Here is a 20,134-nt window from a genome sequence, read left to right as displayed (position 1 = left end):
AATGAGCACCCTGCAGAGCGCCCCGGCACTCGGGACGCACCCGGCCAGTGGTTCGCACGCGAGCCGCGCCGAGACTCGGGAGCAGCTTTCCAAGGCGACGTACGACCTCCTGGTGATCGGCGGCGGCATCCTGGGCATCTCCACCGCCTGGCACGCCGCTCAGGCCGGACTGCGGGTTGCCCTGGTGGACGCCGGTGACTTCGCCGGCGCCACCTCCTCCGCCTCCTCCAAGCTGCTCCACGGCGGTCTGCGTTACCTGCAGACCGGCGCGGTCAAGCTGGTGGCGGAGAACCACTTCGAGCGGCGTGCGGTGTCCCGTGAGGTGGCACCGCACCTGGCCAACCCCCTGACCTTCTACCTGCCCGTCTACAAGGGCGGCCCGCACGGCGCGGCCAAGCTCGGCGCGGGCGTCTTCGCCTACTCGGCGCTGTCCGCGTTCGGCGACGGCGTCGGCCACGTCATATCCCCGGCCAAGGCGCAGCGTGACGTGCCGGAGCTGCGGACGGACAACCTCAAGGCCGTGGCCGTGTACGGCGACGACCAGATGAACGACTCCCGGATGGCCCTGATGACCGTCCGTGCGGCGGTCGAGGCCGGTGCCACGGTCCTCAACCACGCCGAGGTCACCGGCCTGCGCTTCACCCAGGGCCGGGTCACCGGCGCGGAGCTCAAGGACCGGATGGAGGGCGCGGAGTTCGGCGTCAACGCCCGCCTGGTGCTCAACGCCACCGGCCCGTGGGTGGACCACCTGCGCAAGATGGAGGACGCGAACGCGGCCCCCTCCATCCGGCTGTCGAAGGGCGCGCACCTGGTCCTCAAGCGCACCGCCCCCTGGAAGGCCGCGCTGGCCACCCCGATCGACAAGTACCGCATCACCTTCGCCCTCCCCTGGGAGGACATGCTGCTGCTGGGCACCACGGACGAGGAGTTCGAGGGCGACCCGGCGGATGTCGCGGTCACCGAGAAGGACACCGCCCAGATCCTGGACGAGGCGGCCTTCTCCGTCCGCGACCAGCAGCTGTCGCGCGATCTGATCACGTACTCCTTCGCGGGTCTGCGGGTGCTGCCCGGCGGCCCCGGCGACACCTCCAAGGCCAAGCGCGAGACGGTGGTGACCGAGGGCAGCGGCGGCATGCTGTCGGTGGCCGGCGGCAAGTGGACGACCTTCCGGCACATCGGCCGTACGGTCATGAACAAGCTCGCGGCGCTGCCCGGCCACCCGCTGGCCGAGGACATGGAGCCGATCGCGCACCTGCCGAAGAAGCTCCCGCTGCCCGGTATCGCCAACCCGAACGCGGTGGCGCACCGGCTGCTCGTCGACGGCGGCACGCCCGGCCCGCGGATGGCCCCGGAGACCGCCCGGCACCTCGCCACCCACTACGGCTCGCTGTCCTTCGACATCGCCCGGCTGGCGAACGACAACCCGGCGCTGGCCGAGCGCATCCACCCGGACGCGCCGGAGATCTGGGCGCAGGTCGCCTACGCCCGGGACAACGAGTGGGCCGAGACGGTCGACGATGTGCTGCGCCGCCGCACCACGCTGATGATCCGCGGCCTGGACACGGAGGACGTGCGGGCCAAGGTGAAGGACATGCTGGCCGGCTGACGGCGGCACCCGGGCGCCGCGGGCGGCGGCCGGAAAGCTGACGGCGCCTCACGGTGACGTACAGCGCAGGACGAGGGGGCGGTCCACGGGGCCGCCCCCTTCGTCGTACCCATGGACGGCACCGCGTACAGGAGCGGACGGGGGCGGCGTACCGGGCCATAATGGGCTCAGACATCGGATGTCTGTGACGGCATCCGGGCGGCGGTACCCGGGTGTCGGCATCCGAGCAGCGGTATCCGGGCGGCGGTATCCGGGCGGCGGTATCCGGGCGGGTGCGAACGGGGAGGTCGGCATGGCGGTCACCGACGAGGCCATCGAAAAGATCAAGGGCATGATCATCTCCGGCGCGCTGCGGCCGGGCGACCGGCTGCCGAAGGAGAGCGAGCTGGCGGCCGAGCTCGGCCTGTCCCGCAACTCGCTGCGCGAGGCGGTCCGCGCGCTCTCCCTGATCCGCATCCTGGATGTGCGCCAGGGCGACGGCACGTATGTCACCAGCCTCGATCCGCAACTCCTGCTGGAGGCCATGAGCTTCGTGGTGGACTTCCACCGCGACGACACCGTGCTGGAGTTCCTCGCCGTCCGCCGGATCCTGGAGCCGGCCGCCACGGCCATGGCGGCCGGCCGGGTAGGCGTGGAGGAACTGAACTCCCTGGAGGCCCAGTTGAACGCGCTGGGGCCGAGCCCTTCGGTGGAGGATCTGGTCGCCTGCGACCTGGAGTTCCACCGCCGGATCGTCGCGGCGTCCGGCAACTCCGTGCTCTGCTCACTGCTGGACGGGCTGTCCGGGCCGACCACCCGGGCCAGGATCTGGCGGGGGCTGACGCAGAAGGACGCGGTGGCCCGCACCCTCACCGAGCACCGCGCGATCCTCGGCGCGCTGCGCGACCGGGACGCGGAGGCGGCGCGGGCGTGGGCGACGGTGCATATCGCCAGTGTGGAGCAGTGGTTGCGCGCGTCGCTGTGAGGCCTGGCCGCCGCCCGGCGGTTGCCGCCCCTCGCCCGGCGGTTGCCGCCCCTCGGCAGGCGGTGGCCGCCCCGCAGCCGGGCGGAATCACGGACGCCGCTTCAGCGGCCCGGCTCCCGCTGCCCGGCCGGCGCCCCGACGCCGTACACCCGCCCCGCCGTTCCCCCGAAGACGTCCGACCGTTCCGCCGGGCCGAGGCGGGCCGTCGCCGACTCCGCGAGCGCCACGACGTCTTCGTAGCCGGCCGCCAGCGTGCACACCGGCCAGTCGGAGCCGAACATCACCCGGCCCGGGCCGAAGGCCTCCAGGACGTGCCGGGCATAGGGCAGGATCTGCTGCGGCCGCCAGGCGTCCCAGTCGGCCTCGGTGACCAGCCCGGACAGTTTGCAGCTGACGTTCGGCAGCCCGGCGAGCGCGGTGAGGGCGTCGGCCCAGGGCTGCCACTCCCCGGTCGCGACCGCCGGTTTGGCGGCGTGGTCCAGCACGAAGGCCAGCTGGGGAAGGGCGCGTACGGCGGCGTGTGCGGCGGGCAGTTCGCGCGGGGTGACCAGCAGGTCGTAGACCAGCCCGGCGTCGGCCACGGTGCCCAGGCCCCGGAGCACGTCCGGGCGGAGCAGCCACTCGGGGTCCGGTTCGTCCTGCACCTGGTGCCGGATGCCCACCAGGCCGGCGGGCAGCGCCGCGAGGGCCCGGGCGAGCGCCGGATCGCGGAGGTCGGCCCAGCCGACGACACCGGTGACCGGCCCCTCCCCTGCCGTCAGGGTGAGCAGTTCGGCGGTCTCCTCGTACGAGGACGACGACTGGACGAGGATCGTGCCGTCGAGGCCGTGCGCGGCCAGATGCGGGGTGAGGTCGCTCAGCGCATAGCCGCGGCGGATCGGGTCGGCCCACGGCCCGTCCATCCACGGCTGCGCGCGCCGGGCCGGATCCCACAGGTGGTGATGGGCGTCGATACGCATCAGGGGCGCGCTCCAGGGGTCGGGTGCGGCGGACTCGGGGCCGTCGGACTCGGGGTCGTCGACGGGCCCGGCGTCGCCGGCGTCGGCGTCGGCATCGGCATCGGCGTAGGGCTCAGTCGTGCAGGGGCAGCGGCAGATCGGGGTCGAGCAGGCCGCGGGCGACGAGCGTATGCCACAGCTCGTCCGGGATGTGACGGGTGAACAGCGCGGCATTCTCGGCCATCTCCTCGGGACCGGCGGCACCGACGACCGCGGAGGCGACGGCACGGTGCCCGAAGGGGAACCGGAGCGCGGCGGCCTTGAGGGGAATACCGAACTGTGCGCAGACGGCGTCGAGTTGACGTGCCCGGTCGAGGAGCACCGGCGGCGCGGGAGCGTAGTTGTAGGGCGCGCCGGGCGACGGGTTCGCCAGCAGACCGGAGTTGTAGACGCCGCCGACGACCACCGAGGTGCCGCGGCGCTCGCACTCCGGCAGCAGATCGTCGAAGGCGGTGCGCTCCAGCAGGGTCCAGCGGCCGGCGCAGAGCACCACGTCCACGTCCAGGTCGGCGACCAGGCGGGCCAGCAGCCCGCTGTGGTTCATGCCGAAGCCGATGGCGCGCACCCTGCCCTCGGCGCGCAGCTCGGCAAGGGCCGGGAAGCCGGTCTCGTACACCTCGCGCAGGTGGTCCTCGACGTCGTGGAGGTAGACGATGTCGACGGCGTCCACGCCGAGCCGCTGCAGGGACGCGTCCAGCGTGGCGCGGATGCCGTCGCGGGTCAGGTCCCGTACCCGGGCCCGGGCGGGGGTGTCCACAAAGCCCTCGCCGGCCGCCCGCTCCCCCGGCGCGAGCGGTCGCAGCCGGCGGCCGACCTTGGTGGAGAGGGTGTAGGCGGCGCGGTCGCGGCCGCGCAGCGCCCGGCCGAGGCGTTCCTCGGACAGGCCCACGCCGTAGTGCGGTGCGGTGTCGAAGTAGCTCGCGCCGGTCGCGAGGGCGGTGTGGACGACGCGCTGCGCCTGCTCGTCGGGGATGGCGCGGTAGAGGTTGCCGAGCGGCGCGCAGCCCAGGCCCAGGCGCGGGACAGTGACACCGGTCCGTCCCAGCTCCCTCGGCCCCTGCGGGGGACGGTCCACGGCGGGCCTCAGTCCTGCTTCTCGCCGCTGGTGAACCGGGAGATGACCAGCGCGACGATGATGATCATACCGTTGAGGAACTGGGTCCACAGCGGTGGCACACCGCCCAGGGTCATCACATTGATGACGAGCTGGAGCGTGAGGACGCCGGTGAGCGCGCCGAAGAGGGTGCCCCGGCCGCCCTTGAGGCTGATGCCGCCGATCACCGCGGCGGCGAAGACCTGGAAGATCCAGCCGTTGCCCTGGCTCGCGGAGACCGCGCCGTAGTGGCCGGTGTAGAGGATGCCGGCGAACGCGGCGAGCAGTCCGCCGACGGTCAGCACGATCCAGGTGAGGCGGTCCACCCGGATGCCGGCCGCGCGGGCCGCCTCCGGGTTGCCGCCGATGGCGTACAGCGCCCGCCCGTGCCGGAGGTAGCCGAGGGCCGCGCCGCCGAGCGCGAAGAGGGCGAGGCAGATCCAGACGGCGGCCGGGATGCCCAGCCAGTCGGCCTGGCCCAAGTAGGCGAAGGACGCCGGGACATCGCCGATGGACCGGCCCTCCGAGAGGCCCACCTGCAGGCCGCGGAGCATGGTGAGCATGCCGAGGGTGGTGATGAAGCCGTTGACCCGCAGGGTGAGGATGAGGAAGCCGTTGGCCGCGCCGACCGCCGCGCCCACGGCCAGGCAGAGCGGGATCGCGGACCAAGTGGGGAAGAGTTCCAGCCCGGCGAAGCGGCCGCCGTGTGCGGGCATCACCAGCCACAGGGCGACCACCGGTGCCAGGCCGATGGTGGACTCCAGCGACAGGTCCATCCGCCCGCTGATCAGGACGAGCGCCTCGCCGAGCACCAGCAGGCCCAGCTCCGTGGACTGCTGGATGACGCCGACGAGGTTGTCCCGGGTGAGGAACGCGGGCGACACGATGAAGCCGATGACGCCCAGCACAAAGATCACCGGCACCAGGGAGAGATCCCGCCAGCGGGCCGGACCGGTCCGGGGCCGGCGGCGCGGCGGGCGCTCGGCCAGGTCGGTGGCCGGCGGCGATACGGTCTCGGTCATGGCGCGGTCCCTTCCGTTCCGTGCGTGTTCCGGGCCCCGTGCGTGTTCCGGGCCCCGTGCGTGTTCCGGGCCCCGTGCGCGGGGTCGCGGCCCGTGCCGGACGGGGCGGGCGCGGCGTCCGCGCCGGCCGGCATGCCCTCCATCGCGGCGACGAGTTCGTGATCGCGCCAGCCGGCGGCGAATTCGGCGGTCACCCGGCCGTGGAAGAACGCCAGCACCCGGTCACAGACCCGCAGGTCGTCCAGCTCGTCGGAGACGATCAGGGCGCCGCTGCCACCGTCCGCGACCTCCCGTACGACGTTCAGCAGCGCGTCCTTGGACTTGACGTCGACGCCGTTGGTGGGCCGGACGGCGACCAGCACGGCGGGCTCGCGGGCCAGCGCACGGGCAATCACGACCTTCTGCTGGTTGCCGCCGGAGAGCCCGGACACCGGCTGGCCGGGCCCGGTGGCCTTGATGTCGAGGGCCGCGATCATCCTGCGGGCGAACGCGCGGGTCCGGGAGGGCAGTACGGTGCCCACCGGCCCGAGCCGGCCGGTGACGGTGAGGGTGGCGTTCTCGGCGACGCTGCGGCCCGGGACGAGCCCTTCGTGGTGCCGGTCCTCGGGGACGTAACCGATGCCCGCGGCGAGGGCGTGCGGCACGCTGCCCGTACGGACCGGCCGCCCGCGCACCGTGATCCGGCCGCCGTCGGGGGCGCGCAGCCCCGCCAGCGTCCGTCCGATCGCGGTGGTGCCACTGGCCGTGGCGCCCGCGAGTCCCACCACCTCGCCGGCCCGTACGGTCAGGTCGAGCGGCGCGAAGTGCCCTGCGGCGGCCAGCTGCTGGGTGCGCAGCACCGGCTCGCCGGGCGGGCGCGCGGCCGTCCGCGGCCGGTGCGCGGGGCCCGCCTCCTCGCCCGTCATCGCCGCCACCAGCGCGTCCTTGGCCAGCCCCGGGACGGGCGCGGTCAGCACATGCCGGGCGTCACGGAAGACGGTGACGGTGTCGCACAGCTCGTGGACCTCCTGGAGGTGGTGCGAGATGAACAGGAAGGCCACTCCCCGGTCGCGCAGCTCCCGCAGTCTGGCGAAGAGCCGGTCGATGCCGGCGGCGTCCAGCCGGGCGGTGGGCTCGTCGAGGATGATCAGCCGGGCGCCGAAGGACAGCGCGCGGGCAATCTCCACGAACTGCCGCTGCTCGACGCCGAGTTCCTTGATCCGGGCGGCCGGGTCGACCTCCACGCCGTACCCGGCGAGCAGTTCGCGGGCCCTCTCGCGCAGCGCCCGCCAGCGGATGGTGTGCCCGCCCTGGAAGCGGCCCAGGTAAAGGTTCTCCGCGACGGTCAGCTCCGGGACCGTCATCGGCTTATGGTGCACGCAGGCGGCCTTGCGCTGCCAGGCGGCGGTGTCGCCCCAGCCGGGGGCGGGCACGCCGTCAAAGGTGATCCGGCCGGCGTCCGGGCGTGCCATGCCGGTCAGCACGGACACCAGCGTGGATTTCCCCGCGCCGTTACGGCCGACGAGGGCGTGCGCCTCTCCGGGGCGTACGGTCAGGTGGGCGCCGTCGAGGGCGACGGTGGGGCCGTAGCGCTTGACGATCCCCTCGGCGTGCACCGCCGCCGCGGGCCCGTCCGCCGCCGGCCCGGTCCCTTCCTCCGCCACCGCGCGCTCGTCCGCCGACACCGCTACTTCTTCTTCCCGAGCTGGTTGGCCCACAGTTTCGGGTCGTCCACCGTGTCCTTGGTGACCAGGGGCGCCGGCAGCTGGTCCTCCAGACCGTTCTTGATCTTCACAATGGTCGAGCCGTGGCCGGTGGGGCCCGGTGTGAAGGTCTTCCCTTCCAGGCCGGCCCTGGCGTAGTACAGCGCGTACTCGGCGTAGAGGTCGGCGGGCTGGGAGAGGGTGGCGTCGATCTTTCCGGCGCGAATCGCGTCCAGTTCGTCCGGGATGCCGTCGTTGGAGATGATGGTGATGTGCCCGTGGGTGCCGGCCGGCCGCAGGAGCTTCTTCTGCTGCAGGAGGGCGAGCGTCGGCTGCAGGAAGGCGCCGCCGGCCTGCAGATAGATGCCGTCCACGTCCGGGTGCTGGGCGAGCAGGCTCTGCAGCTTGCCGGAGGCGACCTCGCCCTTCCAGTCGGTGGCCAGCTCATGCACCGTGATCTTCGGGAACTTCTTCTTCATGCAGGCCGCGAAGGCCTCGGAGCGGTCCCGCCCGTTGATCGAGCTGAGGTCGCCCTGGAGTTCGGCGACCCGGCCCCTGCCGCCCAGTTTCCTGCCCAGGTAGTCGCAGGACTTCTCGCCGTAGGCGCGGTTGTCGGCGCGTACGACCATGTAGACCGTGCCCTGGTCGGGGCGGGTGTCGACGCTCACCACCGGGATCTTCTTCGCCGCCAGGCGCCGCAGCGCCTCGGCGATGGCCCCGGTGTCCTGCGGTGCCATGACGATGGCCTTGGCGCCCTGGTCGGTCAGCGCCTGCACATTGGCGACGACCTTGCCGATGTCGTTCTGCGAGTTGGACAGCGGCAGCGCGGCCGGTCCGCCGTGGTCCAGGTCCTTTTCCAGGTACTGCTGGTAGGAGTTCCAGAAGTCGGTGTCCGTACGGGGCAGGTCGATGCCGATCCTGCCGCCCGCCATGTCGCTGCCGCGGTTGCAGCCGGCGAGCGCGGCGGTGGCGAGCAGCGCGGCACAGGCCGCCGCGCCGGTCGTACGCAGTCTCATGGACGGTCCCTCGGTCGTGGTGTGCGGCTGGTGCGGGGCGCTGTACGGGCCGGGCCGGATGCGGGTCGTCACCGGACAGGGGTCGGAGCGGACAGGGGTCGGGCCGGACAGCCGTCGTGACCGGATACGAATACGGGTCACGGCCGGTCAGGTGGCGGGCCGCAGCCGCAGCCCCTGCATCCCCCCGTCCACGGCGAGCGCCGTCCCGGTGATGCCGGAGGCGGCCGGGGACGCCAAGGAGGCGATGCCGGCGGCCACTTCGTCCGCGGTGACCATCCGGCCCATCGGCTGGCGGGCGTTGAGGGCGGCACGTTCGGCGTCCGGATCGTCGGCCCGCTCCAGCAGCCGCCCGACCCATGGGGTGTCGGTGGTGCCGGGGTTGACGCAGTTGACGCGGATGCCCTCCCGGAGGTGATCCGCGGCCATCGCGAGGGTCAGCGAGAGGACCGCGCCCTTGGCGGCGCTGTAGAGGGCGCGCTGCGGCAGGCCGGCGGTGGCGGCGATGGAACAGGTGTGGGTGACGGAGACCCGGCCCGGGGCGCCGGCCGCGGTGCGGCGCAGCGCCGGGAGCGCGGCCCGGGCGGTGCGCACCAGGCCCAGCACGTTCACGTCCAGGACCCGGGCCCACTCCGCGTCGTCGTTGTCCTCGACCGTGCCGACGGCGCCGATGCCGGCGTTGCCGACGAGGGTGTGCAGGGCGCCCAGCTCCCCCACCGCTTCGGCGACGGCGGCGCGTACCGCGGCGTCGGAGGTGACATCGGCCGTGACCGGGATGGTCCCGGGGGGCGCGCCGGAGGGGTCCCGGTCCAGGACGGCGACCTGGGCGCCGCGCGCCAGCAGCAGGGCCGCGGTGGCCGCGCCGATGCCGGAGCCGCCGCCGGTGACGAGCGCGGCCATCCCCGCGAAGTCGGCCGGCGGCCGGGCGTGGTGCGGTGCGGAACTCAGCGGTGCGGAACTCATGCGGAGACCTCCTGTTCGCCGTGCCGGCTGCGCGGGGAGCGGCGGGCGCGCCACACCGGCCCGTCGGGGAAGCGGTGGGCGGCGATCGACGCCGGTTTCATCCGGGCCGAGAAACCGGGCGCGGCCGGGGCGCGGTAGCGGCCGCGCTCGACGACGACGGGATCGCTGAAGTGGTCGTGCAGATGGTCGACGTACTCGATCACCCGGTCCTCCCAACTCCCGGACACCGCGACGTAGTCGAACATCGCCAGATGCTGCACCAGCTCGCACAGCCCGACCCCGCCGGCGTGCGGGCACACCGGCACGCCGTACTTCGCGGCCAGCAGGAGGATCGCCAGGTTCTCGTTGACCCCGGCCACCCGCGCCGCGTCGATCTGGACGAAGTCCACGGCGCCGGCCTGCAGCAGCTGTTTGAAGACCACCCGGTTGGCGACGTGCTCGCCGGTGGCGACCTTCACGGGCTGGCCGGAGCGCACCGCGGCATGCCCCAGCACGTCGTCCGGGCTGGTCGGTTCCTCGATCCAGTGCGGGGCGTACGGCGCGAGCGCGGTCATCCAGCGGACCGCCTCGGCCACGTCCCAGCGCTGGTTGGCGTCGACGGCGATCCGTACGCCGGGGCCGACCGCGTCCCTCGCCAGCCGCAGCCGCCGCTTGTCGTCGTCGAGGTCGGCGCCCACCTTCAGCTTGATCTGGCCGAATCCCTCGGCCACCGCCCTCTTCGCCAGCCGCACCAGCTTGGCGTCGTCGTAGCCGAGCCAGCCGGGCGAGGTGGTGTACGCGGGGTAGCCCTCGGCCTTGAGGCGGGCGGCGCGCTCGGCCCGGCCGGGCGCCGCGGCACGCAGGATCGCCAGCGCCTCGGCCGGGGTGAGGGCGTCGGAGAGGTAGCGGAAGTCGACGAGGGAGACCAGCTCCTCGGGCGTCAGCGCGGCGAGGAACTCCCACACCGGCAGGCCCGCCCGGGCGGCGGCCAGGTCCCAGGCGGCGTTGACCACGGCGCCGGCCGCCATCTGCATCACGCCCTTCTCGGGGCCGAGCCAGCGCAGCTGGGAGTCATGGGTGAGGTCGTGGTGGAGTGCGGCGAGAGCGGCGGCGGTGGCGGGTACGGGGCGGCCCACGACGTACGGGGCGAGGGACCGGATCGCGGCTGCCATGACATCGTTGCCGCGCCCTATCGTGAAGCAGAGGCCGTGGCCCCGCGGTCCGCTGCCGGTGTGCAGCACCACGTAGGCGGCGGAGTAGTCGGGGTCCGGGTTCATGGCGTCCGAGCCGTCGCGCTGCTCCGAGGTGGGGAAGCGGACGTCGTGGACCTCGAACCCGGTGACGGTGTCGGCCGCAGCCATGGGCATGCCCCCTGTGATGTTGCGGAAGAACATCGGACGTCTGCCAGTCATCCGATGTATAGACCCACGCGTCGGGCACCGTCCAGACCCCGTACGGAAGTTGACCGAACGTCCCCCGCAACAGATCGGATGAATCTCGCCCCCCTCGCGCAAAGGGGCTGCGAAGGGGCACCACGGACGCCGTAGTCTTGGGAACGCACGCAAATGGAACTGCTGCCGGCGGCCGCCCCAGGCGGCCGGACCGGTCGGAAGGAGGCGCTGGGTGATCGAGCTCGAGGGGGTGCCCGAGCTGATCGACCCGGTCATGGTGGCCGCGTTCGAAGGCTGGAACGACGCCGGCGACGCCGCCTCCGCCGCGGTCGCGCATCTGGACCGGGAGTGGAAGGGCGAGGTCTTCGCCGCGCTGGACGCGGAGGACTACTACGACTTCCAGGTGAACCGCCCCACCGTCTTCCTGGACGGCGGCGTACGCAAGATCACCTGGCCGACGACCCGCCTCTCCGTGGTCCGCGTCGGCGACAAGAACGGCAAGGGGCGGACCCGCGATCTCGTCCTGGTCCGCGGTATCGAGCCCAGCATGCGCTGGCGCTCGTTCTGCAACGAAATCCTCGGCTTCGCCCATGAGTTGGGCGTGGAGATGCTGGTGGTCCTGGGCTCGCTGCTCGGCGACACCCCGCACACCCGGCCGGTGCCGGTCAGCGGAGTCACCTCCGACGCGGAACTCGCGAGCCGCCTGGACCTGGAGGAGTCCCGCTACGAGGGCCCGACGGGCATCGTCGGCATCCTCCAGGAGGCCTGCACCCACGCGGGCGTTCCCGCGGTGAGCCTGTGGGCGGCGGTGCCGCACTACGTGTCCCAGCCGCCCAACCCGAAGGCCAGCCTCGCGCTGCTCAACCGCCTGGAAGACCTCCTCGACGTCCGTATCCCGCTCGGTGAGCTGAGCGAGGACGCGCGCGCCTGGCAGCTGGGCGTGGACCAGCTGGCGGCTGAGGACAGCGAGGTCGCCGAGTACGTCCAGTCGCTGGAGGAGGCGCGGGACACCGCGGACCTGCCGGAGGCGTCCGGCGAGGCCATCGCCCGCGAGTTCGAGCGCTATCTGCGCCGCCGTGACCCGCAGGCCCCGCCCGGTGTCGCGACCGAGGGCGGGCTCGCCGAAGGCCGCGACGGCTCCTACCTCCGCGACTCCGCCGGCGGCCGCAACCGCCCGCCCCGCCCGGCGTCCAAGGAACCGCGGGAGCCCAAGCCCGGCGACGACGGCGCCGCGGGGCCGAAGGACACCGGTACGGGCGGCGGCACGAAGGACACCGGCAAGGGCACCAAGGGCTCCGGTGACACGCCCGGCTCGTCGCAAGACCCGTCGGGAGGCGCAGACCCCGCCGACTCCGCGCGGCCGGAGGACGGCCCGGAGGACGCCGGAAGCTGAGCGCCCCGCGCTGCCCCTCCCGCCGGGACGGGAGGGGCGGCGCTTGCCACGGGAAGGGCAGCGCCTGCCGCGGGAAGGGCAGTTCCCGCTCACCCCGAGCAGTGGAAGCGCGCCCACGCCCAGTCGCCGTGATCACCGGACTTCTTGCCGTCCGTATCGGTCACCTTGAGGCGTACGTGCCGGACGCCCCCGAGCGGTACGTCCACCGCCACCGGTGCCGAAGTACCGGTCAGCTTCGGTGAGGTCCACAGCACCTTGCCGTCCCCCTCCACCGAGAAGGCGACCTGCCCGTAGTCGGCGATCTCGTCGTCGATCCCGGCGTCCGCGGTGAAGGACGTACAGCGCCCGCCGGTGAAGAACTCCAGGTCCGAGTCGGCGTGTGTCCCGATGCCCTTGCCGTACGTCTTTCCTGCGAGGGTGAGCGGATGGCCGTCCGCCGCCCCCGACTCGCCGTTGCTGCGGTCCCGTTCGGCCGGCCCGTAGCCATTGGCCTGGCTCAGCCACTCCAGATCGCTCGCCCAGGTGTCGGCGGCGGGCGCGGGCGGTACGGCCCGCACCTCGAAGCGGTGCACCGCCGTCCGCGGCGCGCCGGCCGAGCGGTAGCGGACGGTCGCGGTGACGGTGACCGGGTCCGCGCTCCCGGCGTCCGGAGGCGCGGTGAGCGTCAGCGTGTCACGCCGGGTGGTTCCGGCGGCGATCCGCGCATGGCGCACCGGCGCAGAGACGGTCCAGCCCTTGGGGGCGGACAGGGACACCGACACCCCGTGTGCCGTACGGGTGCCCGCGGTGAGCGCCGTCCGTACGGCCGTCGGCACGCCCTTGGTCACCTCCTGGCCGCCCGGCGTGGCCACCGCGACCGTCGCGCCCGGGGTCCGGCCGCCGACCGCGCTCGCGCCCTTCAGCAGCAGGGTGAACGCACGGCCGGTGGGGCGGGAGGCGGTCTTGATCCGGACGACGCCCGCGCGGTCGGCCGGGTCGTGGAACCAGCCCTCGTCCGCCGTCTCCAACGCGCCCGCGGAGGGCAGCCGCCGCAGCGGACGGCCGTCCAGGGTGACGCCGCGCGGTGCGTCCCCGGTGTGCACGCTGAAGCGGTACGGCCGGGCCGTCTGCTTGCCCTGGTACGCACCCCGCAGGGCGCCGACGCCGATCCGTACGTCGCCGCCGCCGGAGCGCGGTGCCGCCACCTGCACTTGCTGGGTGGCGCTGCTGCCGTTCCGGTGCGCGCGGGTCACCCCGTCGTCCTCGTAGAGGGTGAACGAGGAACGGCCCTGCGGGTAGACGTCCCAGGCGAGCGGCGCGTGTGTGGTCCGGTCCTGATACGACCTGATGCCCGGCCACATGGGCACGGCGGCACCGGCCCTGACGAAGAGCGGCAGGGTGTCCAGGGGTGCGCTGTAGCCGTCGAGAGTGGCCGGTCCCCGGTAGGTGCGTCCACTCCAGTAGTCGACCCAGGTGCCCTTCGGGAGGTAGATGCCGTCGCGGGTGCCGGTGTCCTGGTAGACGGGCGCCACGAGGAAGTCCCGGCCGGTCAGGAACTCGTACTTGGCGGCGTCGGTGGCGGCCTTCGGGTCGTCGGGGTATTCGAGCGACAGCGGCCGCACCGGCCCGACGCCGGTCCGGGTCGCCTCGGCCGCGTAGGAGTACATGTACGGCAGCAGCGACTCCTTGAGCTTCAGGTACTTCCGGTTGATGGAGGTGTACGGCTCGCCTTGGCGGTAGGGCTGTTTGTCGCTGTCCGCCCAGCCGTCCATCGTCATCATCGCCGGGAGGAAGGACTTCCACTGCAGGTCACGGACGTAGGTGCGGGGACTGCCGCCGAAGATGCCGTCCACATCGCCGGTCGTGTAGGCGAGTCCGGACATCGTCGCGCCCGCGTAGGTGGGTATCTGCCAGCGGATGTAGTCCCAGGTGCCGCTCTGGTCGCCGGACCACTGGACCCCGCAGCGCTGGGCGCCGGACCAGCTCTCGGGGGCCCAGGTGAAGCCCCTGGCATCGCTGTTGTCCTCGATGCCCCGGTAGGCGTCCTTGCAGCCGTCCAGGGCGAACTTGTAGCCGTCGCCGACCCAGGCGACATCCAGTTTGGCTATCCGCTGGCCCGCCTTGACCTGGTCGGCGAGCTTGCCGATGCCGTCCTCGGTCCACAGCCCCAGCTTCATCTTCCGCTCGCCGAGACCCTGGGAGGTCTCCGCCAGGTTCTCGTAGCCGCAGCCGTAGCCGTCGTTGACCAGCATCCAGCCGTTGGGAAGGTCGTGCGCGGTGTAGCCGTCGGCGATCTTCAGGGCGTCGAGGGTGTGCCGCTCCCCCCGGTTCGCATTGTGCAGATAGCAGTCGGAATCACCCATCTCCAGGCCGTACAGCGGCGGCAGGAACGGCTTTCCGGTCAGCGAGGTGTACTGGCCGATGACGTCCTTGGTGCTCGGCCCGGCGAAGTAGTAGGCGTCGAACCGCCGTTCCTTGGCGCGCGTCGTCACCGGCTGACCGAAGACGTACGTATTGGGCGCGTACGTATTGCGGAAGACCCCGTAGCCCGCGGACGAGAGGTAGAACGGGACGGAGTTGGGGTGTCCGCCGTCGTCCCAGTGGTAGTCGACACCGACCTCGACGGTGTGGCCGCGGTGTGAGGTGTTGCCGCGCCCGTTCTGCATCCCTGCGCCGTAGAACTGCTCCTCGCCGCCGCGCGCCAGGGTCTGGGTGGTGGTCGTGTCGTCCCAGCTCAGGCCCTTCGCCTCGGACCACACCAACGAGCCGTCGGCCCGCCGCAGTTCGAAGCGGAGCGGCGCCTTGAAGGCCTTCAGGGTGACCTGCGAGGTGCTGAGTTCGTAGGCGTCGCCGGCGTCCCGCCAGTGGGTGACGGGCGGCGCGCCCTGGGGCAGCACGATGTCCTTGCCGGTCGGGTCGGTGAAGGTGCCGTCCGGGGCGAGTTCGATGCGGAAGGTCCGGTCCGTCACAAAGCTGACGCGTGCCTCGGCCGGGCCCGCGTGCAGACGGTAGCCGGGGCCGTCCGCGGCAAAGCCGGTGATGTCGCCGACGGTCCGGTCGGGTGCGCGGCCGTCCGCCCGTACGCTGCCCGCCGGGCCCGCGACGGCCGCCACGATCCCGAGCAGCGCGGCAACGACCGCCACCCGCAGTCCTGTTGGTTTCCTCATGCCCGCAGCTCTAGTCCGCGCCCGGACCGCGCCACCATGGACTCTTGGGCCGGGTTGCTGGATTTCTGCGTGCCCGCCGGCCGGCGGGCACGCCGGAACCATGACAAGAGGGGCGCCCCCGCCGGCCGGCGAGGGCGCCCCTGAGGACGGGTGCGGCGGGTGGTTACAGGGCCACGCCGAGCAGTGCGTCGACCGCGCGGGAGACGAGGCCGGGTGCGCCCTCGTCGCTGCCGCCACCGGACTCCTGCGCCGCGGCCCAGCGGTCCACGGCCGCGAGGGCCGCCGGGGAGTCGAGATCGTCGGCCAGCGCCGTACGCATCTCCTCCAGGAGAGCGTCGGCGGACGGGCCGTCGGGACGGGAGACCGCGGCACGCCAGCGCGCCAGCCGCTCCACGGCCTGCTCCAGCACCGCGTCGGTCCACTCCCAGTCGGCGCGGTAGTGGTGCGCGAGCAGCGCCAGCCGGATCGCGGCCGGGTCGGTGCCGTCGCGCCGCACCTTCGAGACGAAGACGAGGTTGCCCTTGGACTTGGACATCTTCTCGCCGTGCAGGCCCACCATCCCGGCGTGCACATACGCCTTGGCGAAGGGGTGCTCGCCGGTGAGCGCCTGGGCGTGCGAGGCGCCCATCTCGTGGTGCGGGAAGGCTAGGTCGGAGCCGCCGCCCTGGATGTCGAAGCCCATGCCGAGGAGGTCCAGAGCGATGGCGACACACTCGATGTGCCAGCCGGGCCGGCCGCGGCCCAGCGAGCCGCCGTCCCAGCTCGGCTCGCCGTCACGGGCGGCCATCCACAGCATCGGGTCGAGCGGGTTCTTCTTGCCTTCGCGCTCGGGGTCGCCGCCGCGCTCCGCGGACAGCAGCCGCATCGCCTCGGCGTCCAGCCCGGAGACCTCGCCGAAGTGCGGGTCGGCCGCCACGGAGAAGTAGACGTCGCCGTCCAGGTCGTAGGCGGCGCCGGCCTCGCGCAGCCGCTCGACCAGCGGGACGATGCCGGGTATCGCCTCGACGGCGCCTATGTAGTGGCGGGGCGGCAGCATCCGCAGGGCCGTCATGTCCTCGCGGAAGAGGCTGGTCTCGCGCTCGGCGAGCGCCGTCCAGTCGACACCGGTGGCGACGGCCCGCTCCAGCAGCGGATCGTCGACATCGGTGACGTTCTGCACGTAGTGAACCTGGCGCTTCGTGTCGAGCCACACGCGCTGAACCAGGTCGAACGCGTTGTAGGTCGCCGCGTGCCCCATGTGGGTGGCGTCGTACGGCGTGATGCCGCAGACATAGATACGGGCGACGGGACCGGGGGCGAGGGTCACCCGTCCGCCGGTCGCGGTGTCGTGGATCCTCAGGTCGCGGCCCTGACCGGGCAGGGCGGGGACCTCAGAAGCGGGCCATGCATGCATGCCATGAGCCTAACCGGACGGATGTTCCGTCTACGAACGGGATCAGAGGTCTGGCCGGAAAGGCGGTCTTGCGTTCAGTGGCCGAACATGCAAGCGGATCGGGCAGTGTCCCGCCCCGCCCACGGCGGAATCTCAGACCGGCGGCCAGGGGATGGCGGGCCATTCGCCGCTCGGCTCCGGGTGCCGGCCGCTGCGCAGCAGCCCCGCCACCCGCGCCCGCAGCGCCGCGATCTCGTCATCCGTGATCAGTTCGGCCAGTCGGGCGGCGAGCGGCCCGGCGTCCTCCAGTGCCTCCTGGAGGCCCCGCAGCACCTCCAGCGCCTCGTCGGTCAGCGGCTCCCCCGCCCACCCCCACAGCAGGGTGCGCAGCTTGTCCTCGGCGTGGAACGTGACGCCGTGGTCGATGGCGAAGAACTCTCCGCCGTCGCCGGGCAGCAGGTGGCCGCCCTTGCGGTCACCGTTGTTGATCACGGCGTCGAGCACCGCGAGCCGCCGCAGCCGTGGATGGTCGGCGTGCACCAGCAGCGCGGTGCGCCCCTCGCCGACCTGCGCGAGGCCGACCGCCTTCCAGCCGGGCCCCGGCTCCTCGTCCTCCACCAGGGCCAGCAGCTCGGGCACCTCGTCGCTGCTCTCCGGCGGATCGATCCACTGCTGGACCATGCCGGTGCCGTAGGGGCCGTCGCGCAGCACCGTCACCGGGATGAGGTCCCAGCCACAGGCACGGGAGATCTCGTACGCGGCGACCTCGCGCTGGGCGAGGGTGCCGTCGGGGAAGTCCCACAGCGGCCGCTCACCGGCGACCGGCTTGTAGACACAGGCGGCGCTCTGGCCGTCCTGCGCGACCGTGCAGTAGAGGACGGCGTTGGACGCCTCCTGGATGCGGCCGCGTACGGTCAGCTCGCCGTCGGTGAACAGGGCGTCAGGACGGTCCCCGGCGTCCGGCGCGGCCGGCGGCGGGTCCTGGGGGGCGACGGGGCCGGGCAGCGGCACGGTCTGCCCGGCAGGTTCGACGGGCACGGCGCTCAGGCGTCCCGCCGGTATCCGTTCTGGCGCGGGCATACGTGTCCCTCCGGGTCGAGCGGCAGGCTGCACAGCGGGCACGGCGGGCGGCCGGCGTTGACCACTTCGAGCGCCCGCTTGGCGAACGCCCTGGCCATGGTTCCGGTGAGGCGTACCCGCAGCATCGGCGGGCCGTTCTCGTCGTCCTGGAGCAGCCGTTCCTCCGCGTCGGCGAGGTCCTCGTCGCTGTCCGCCTCCAGCTCGACCAGGGCCTGTGCCTCGACGATCATCCGCTCGTCCTCGCCGTCCCAGGCGAGCGCCATCGTGCCGACCCGGAACTCTTCCTCGACGGGCGATTCCAGCGGGGCGGAGTCGGCCAGCTCGGTGGGCGAGACGGCGGGCACCGGGGCGTTGCCGCCGCTGCGCCGCACGACCTCGTCCAGCAGCTCGTCGATCCGCTCGGCGAGCGCCGCGACCTGGGTCTTCTCCAGGGCGACGCTGGTGGTGCGGCCGGAGGCGGTGGCCTGGAGGTAGAAGCTACGGCGGCCAGGCAGCCCGACCGTACCGGCCACGAAGCGGTCCGGCGCGTCGTAGAAGAACACCTGACGGGACAACGTCCTGCTCCGATTGCTCGACTGCGGGGTCACTGCGGTCGCTGCACGTCCTGCGGTCACTGCGCGGATCGCAGGGGCGTGGCGGGCAGCGCCGTCGCACCACCCTACTGCGCCGACTGATCACGCTGCTCCCGCACCACCGCCGACGGCCGCGTCCCGGTCTGCCGCCGCGCCGCCGCCGTCCGCCCGGGGCACGAGCGATCCGAAGTCGCCGGTGTCCCCGAGCCGTACGAGGTAGGGGCGCAGCCGGGTGTAGCGGATCGCGGTGACCGAACACGGCTCGACGGAGATCCGCTGGAAGAGGTCGAGGTGCATGCCCAGGGCGTCGGCGACCAGGGATTTGATGAGGTCGCCGTGCGAGCACATGGTGTACACCGCCTCGGGGCCGTGCGCCTCCTCGATCCGGGCGTTCCAGTCGCGCACCGCGTCCACCGCCCTGGCCTGCATCGCGCGCATCGACTCACCGCCGGGGAAGGCGGCCGCCGAGGGGTGCTGCTGGACGATCTCCATCAGCGGCTCGTCGGCCAGTTCGGCGAGTTTGCGGCCCGACCACTCGCCGTAGTCGCATTCGCTGATCCGGTCCTCGACGTGCGGCGTGAGCCACGGCCGGGCCTCCAGCAGCGGCGCCACGGTCTCCCGGCAGCGCTGCAACGGGCTGGAGACGACGGCGGTCAGCGGCACCTGGGACAGCCGGGCGGGCAGCCCGGCGGCCTGGGCGGCGCCGTGCTCGTCGAGGGCGACACCGGGGGTCCGTCCGGCGAGCACTCCGGCGGTGTTGGCGGTGGAGCGGCCGTGCCGCACCAGGATCAGCGTGGGCATGGGCGCCACCCTACGTTCCCGGTCCGTGATCCTGGCAGGCGGCGGCGTGACGAGCGAGAATGCCAGGTGTGATCGTGGACTGCGCCATCTACCGGGACGGCCGCCGCGCCGAGTGCGCGACCGACTTCTCCCGCGCGCTGGAGGAGGCCCGGGCCAAGGGCGACGCCTTCCTGTGGCTGGGGATGCACGAGCCGACGGAGCGGGAGTTCGATCTCGTCAGCAGCGAATTCGGGCTGCACCCGCTGGCCGTCGAGGACGCGCTCAAGGCGCATCAGCGGCCCAAGCTGGAGGTCTACGACGACTCGCTGTTCATGGTGCTGAAGCCCATCACCTACGACGACACGGCCGCCACGGTGACCGCGTCGGAGGTGATGGTCTTCCTGGGCGAGGCATTCGTGGTCACCGTCCGGCACGGCGAGGCCAGCCCGCTGGCGGCGGTGCGCCGACGGCTGGAGGAGCACCCGGAGATCCTGCGGCACGGCCCGGGCGCGGTGCTGTACGCGGTCTGCGACGCGGTGGTCGACCACTACATCGACGTGGCCTCCGAACTCCAGCTGGATCTGGAGGAGTTGGAGGCGGAGGTGTTCGCTCCGGTACGCCGGGACACCAAGAACACCGCGGCCGAGATCTACGCCTTCAAGCGCGAGGTGCTGGAGTTCCGGCGGGCGACCGGGCCCCTGGCCGCGCCGATGACCCTGCTGCAGAACGCCGGCGTGCCGTATGTGCACGACCACGCCCGGCCGTTCTTCCGCGACGTCGACGACCACCTCACCCGCGCCAACGAGTCGGTGGAGGGCCTGGACCGGCTGCTCTCGGACATCCTCGCCGCGCATCTGGCGCAGATGGGCGTCCGGCAGAACGACGACATGCGCAAGATCTCGGCCTGGGCGGCGCTGGCGGCCGTACCGACCCTGATCGCCGGCATCTACGGCATGAACTTCGATGACATGCCGGAGCTGAAGTGGCACCTGGGCTATCCGGCGATCCTGCTGGTGATGGTCGTCATCGAGGTCTCGCTCTACCGGCTGTTCAAACGCCGCGGCTGGCTGTGACGACGGG

General features: G+C 72.8%; 16 protein-coding genes. 4 read left to right on the top strand and 12 right to left on the bottom strand.

Going from position 1 to position 20,134, the window contains the following annotated elements; genetic code table 11:
- The first annotated feature begins 1 nt into the window (after window position 1).
- Window positions 2-1,606, top strand: a complete 1,605-nt coding sequence (locus tag D9V36_RS34390; RefSeq protein ID WP_129297202.1) for a glycerol-3-phosphate dehydrogenase/oxidase — start codon at window positions 2-4, stop codon at window positions 1,604-1,606.
- A gap of 292 nt (window positions 1,607-1,898) precedes the next feature.
- Entirely contained in the window at window positions 1,899-2,570 is a 672-nt protein-coding gene (locus D9V36_RS34385; RefSeq protein WP_129297201.1) for a FadR/GntR family transcriptional regulator, read from the top strand.
- Window positions 2,571-2,671: 101 nt separating this feature from the next.
- On the opposite strand, the gene D9V36_RS34380 is transcribed toward D9V36_RS34385, so the two are convergent.
- From D9V36_RS34380 to D9V36_RS34350, 7 genes are all read right to left on the bottom strand, one after another.
- A complete protein-coding gene (locus tag D9V36_RS34380; RefSeq protein ID WP_129297200.1) occupies window positions 2,672-3,529 on the bottom strand; it encodes an amidohydrolase family protein in 858 nt (285 codons plus the stop codon).
- Between the two features lie 112 nt (window positions 3,530-3,641).
- On the bottom strand, window positions 3,642-4,613 hold the full coding sequence (locus D9V36_RS34375; RefSeq protein ID WP_129298890.1) for an aldo/keto reductase: 972 nt from the start codon (window positions 4,611-4,613) through the stop codon (window positions 3,642-3,644).
- A 38-nt stretch (window positions 4,614-4,651) separates the two neighbouring features.
- Window positions 4,652-5,683 carry an ABC transporter permease gene (locus D9V36_RS34370; RefSeq protein WP_129297199.1) on the bottom strand — a complete coding sequence of 344 codons (1,032 nt, stop codon included), beginning with the start codon at window positions 5,681-5,683 and terminating at the stop codon, window positions 4,652-4,654.
- The gene (locus D9V36_RS34365) at window positions 5,680-7,347 is read right to left on the bottom strand and encodes a sugar ABC transporter ATP-binding protein (protein ID WP_431357722.1); all 1,668 of its coding nucleotides are present in this window, start codon (window positions 7,345-7,347) and stop codon (window positions 5,680-5,682) included. Before D9V36_RS34365 ends, D9V36_RS34370 begins: the two co-directional genes overlap by 4 nt.
- Before the next feature lie 2 nt (window positions 7,348-7,349).
- The gene (locus tag D9V36_RS34360) at window positions 7,350-8,381 is read right to left on the bottom strand and encodes a sugar ABC transporter substrate-binding protein (RefSeq protein WP_129298888.1); all 1,032 of its coding nucleotides are present in this window, start codon (window positions 8,379-8,381) and stop codon (window positions 7,350-7,352) included.
- Between the two features lie 147 nt (window positions 8,382-8,528).
- Window positions 8,529-9,341: an SDR family NAD(P)-dependent oxidoreductase gene (locus D9V36_RS34355; RefSeq protein ID WP_129297198.1), complete on the bottom strand. Its 813-nt coding sequence runs from the start codon at window positions 9,339-9,341 to the stop codon at window positions 8,529-8,531.
- The gene (locus D9V36_RS34350; RefSeq protein ID WP_129298887.1) at window positions 9,338-10,681 is read right to left on the bottom strand and encodes an enolase C-terminal domain-like protein; all 1,344 of its coding nucleotides are present in this window, start codon (window positions 10,679-10,681) and stop codon (window positions 9,338-9,340) included. Before D9V36_RS34350 ends, D9V36_RS34355 begins: the two co-directional genes overlap by 4 nt.
- 262 nt (window positions 10,682-10,943) lie before the next feature.
- On the opposite strand from D9V36_RS34350, the gene D9V36_RS34345 reads away from it, so the two are divergent.
- Window positions 10,944-12,104 (top strand): PAC2 family protein, encoded by a 1,161-nt coding sequence (locus tag D9V36_RS34345; RefSeq protein WP_129297197.1) that lies wholly within the window; start codon window positions 10,944-10,946, stop codon window positions 12,102-12,104.
- Between the two features lie 89 nt (window positions 12,105-12,193).
- Here D9V36_RS34345 and D9V36_RS34340 read toward each other — a convergent pair whose 3' ends face one another.
- The 5 genes from D9V36_RS34340 to D9V36_RS34320 all read right to left on the bottom strand — a co-directional run bounded on the left by D9V36_RS34340 (window position 12,194) and on the right by D9V36_RS34320 (window position 19,075).
- Entirely contained in the window at window positions 12,194-15,250 is a 3,057-nt protein-coding gene (locus tag D9V36_RS34340) for an NPCBM/NEW2 domain-containing protein (RefSeq protein ID WP_129297196.1), read from the bottom strand.
- A 163-nt stretch (window positions 15,251-15,413) separates the two neighbouring features.
- Window positions 15,414-16,643, bottom strand: a complete 1,230-nt coding sequence (gene mshC / locus D9V36_RS34335; RefSeq protein ID WP_129297195.1) for a cysteine--1-D-myo-inosityl 2-amino-2-deoxy-alpha-D-glucopyranoside ligase — start codon at window positions 16,641-16,643, stop codon at window positions 15,414-15,416.
- A gap of 132 nt (window positions 16,644-16,775) precedes the next feature.
- Window positions 16,776-17,702: an SCO1664 family protein gene (locus D9V36_RS34330; RefSeq protein WP_129297194.1), complete on the bottom strand. Its 927-nt coding sequence runs from the start codon at window positions 17,700-17,702 to the stop codon at window positions 16,776-16,778.
- Window positions 17,666-18,256 carry a DUF3090 domain-containing protein gene (locus D9V36_RS34325; RefSeq protein ID WP_129297193.1) on the bottom strand — a complete coding sequence of 197 codons (591 nt, stop codon included), beginning with the start codon at window positions 18,254-18,256 and terminating at the stop codon, window positions 17,666-17,668. The genes D9V36_RS34330 and D9V36_RS34325 overlap by 37 nt, the downstream gene beginning before the upstream one ends.
- Before the next feature lie 120 nt (window positions 18,257-18,376).
- Window positions 18,377-19,075, bottom strand: a complete 699-nt coding sequence (locus D9V36_RS34320) for a histidine phosphatase family protein (protein ID WP_129297192.1) — start codon at window positions 19,073-19,075, stop codon at window positions 18,377-18,379.
- A gap of 59 nt (window positions 19,076-19,134) precedes the next feature.
- Between D9V36_RS34320 and corA the strand changes: the two genes are divergently transcribed.
- The gene (corA, locus tag D9V36_RS34315) at window positions 19,135-20,127 is read left to right on the top strand and encodes a magnesium/cobalt transporter CorA (RefSeq protein WP_129297191.1); all 993 of its coding nucleotides are present in this window, start codon (window positions 19,135-19,137) and stop codon (window positions 20,125-20,127) included.
- Window positions 20,128-20,134 lie beyond the last annotated feature (7 nt).

Source organism: Streptomyces lydicus, from assembly GCF_004125265.1.
In the GTDB taxonomy this organism is placed as follows: domain Bacteria; phylum Actinomycetota; class Actinomycetes; order Streptomycetales; family Streptomycetaceae; genus Streptomyces; species Streptomyces lydicus_C.
This window is presented reverse-complemented; position numbering and strand designations above follow the sequence as displayed.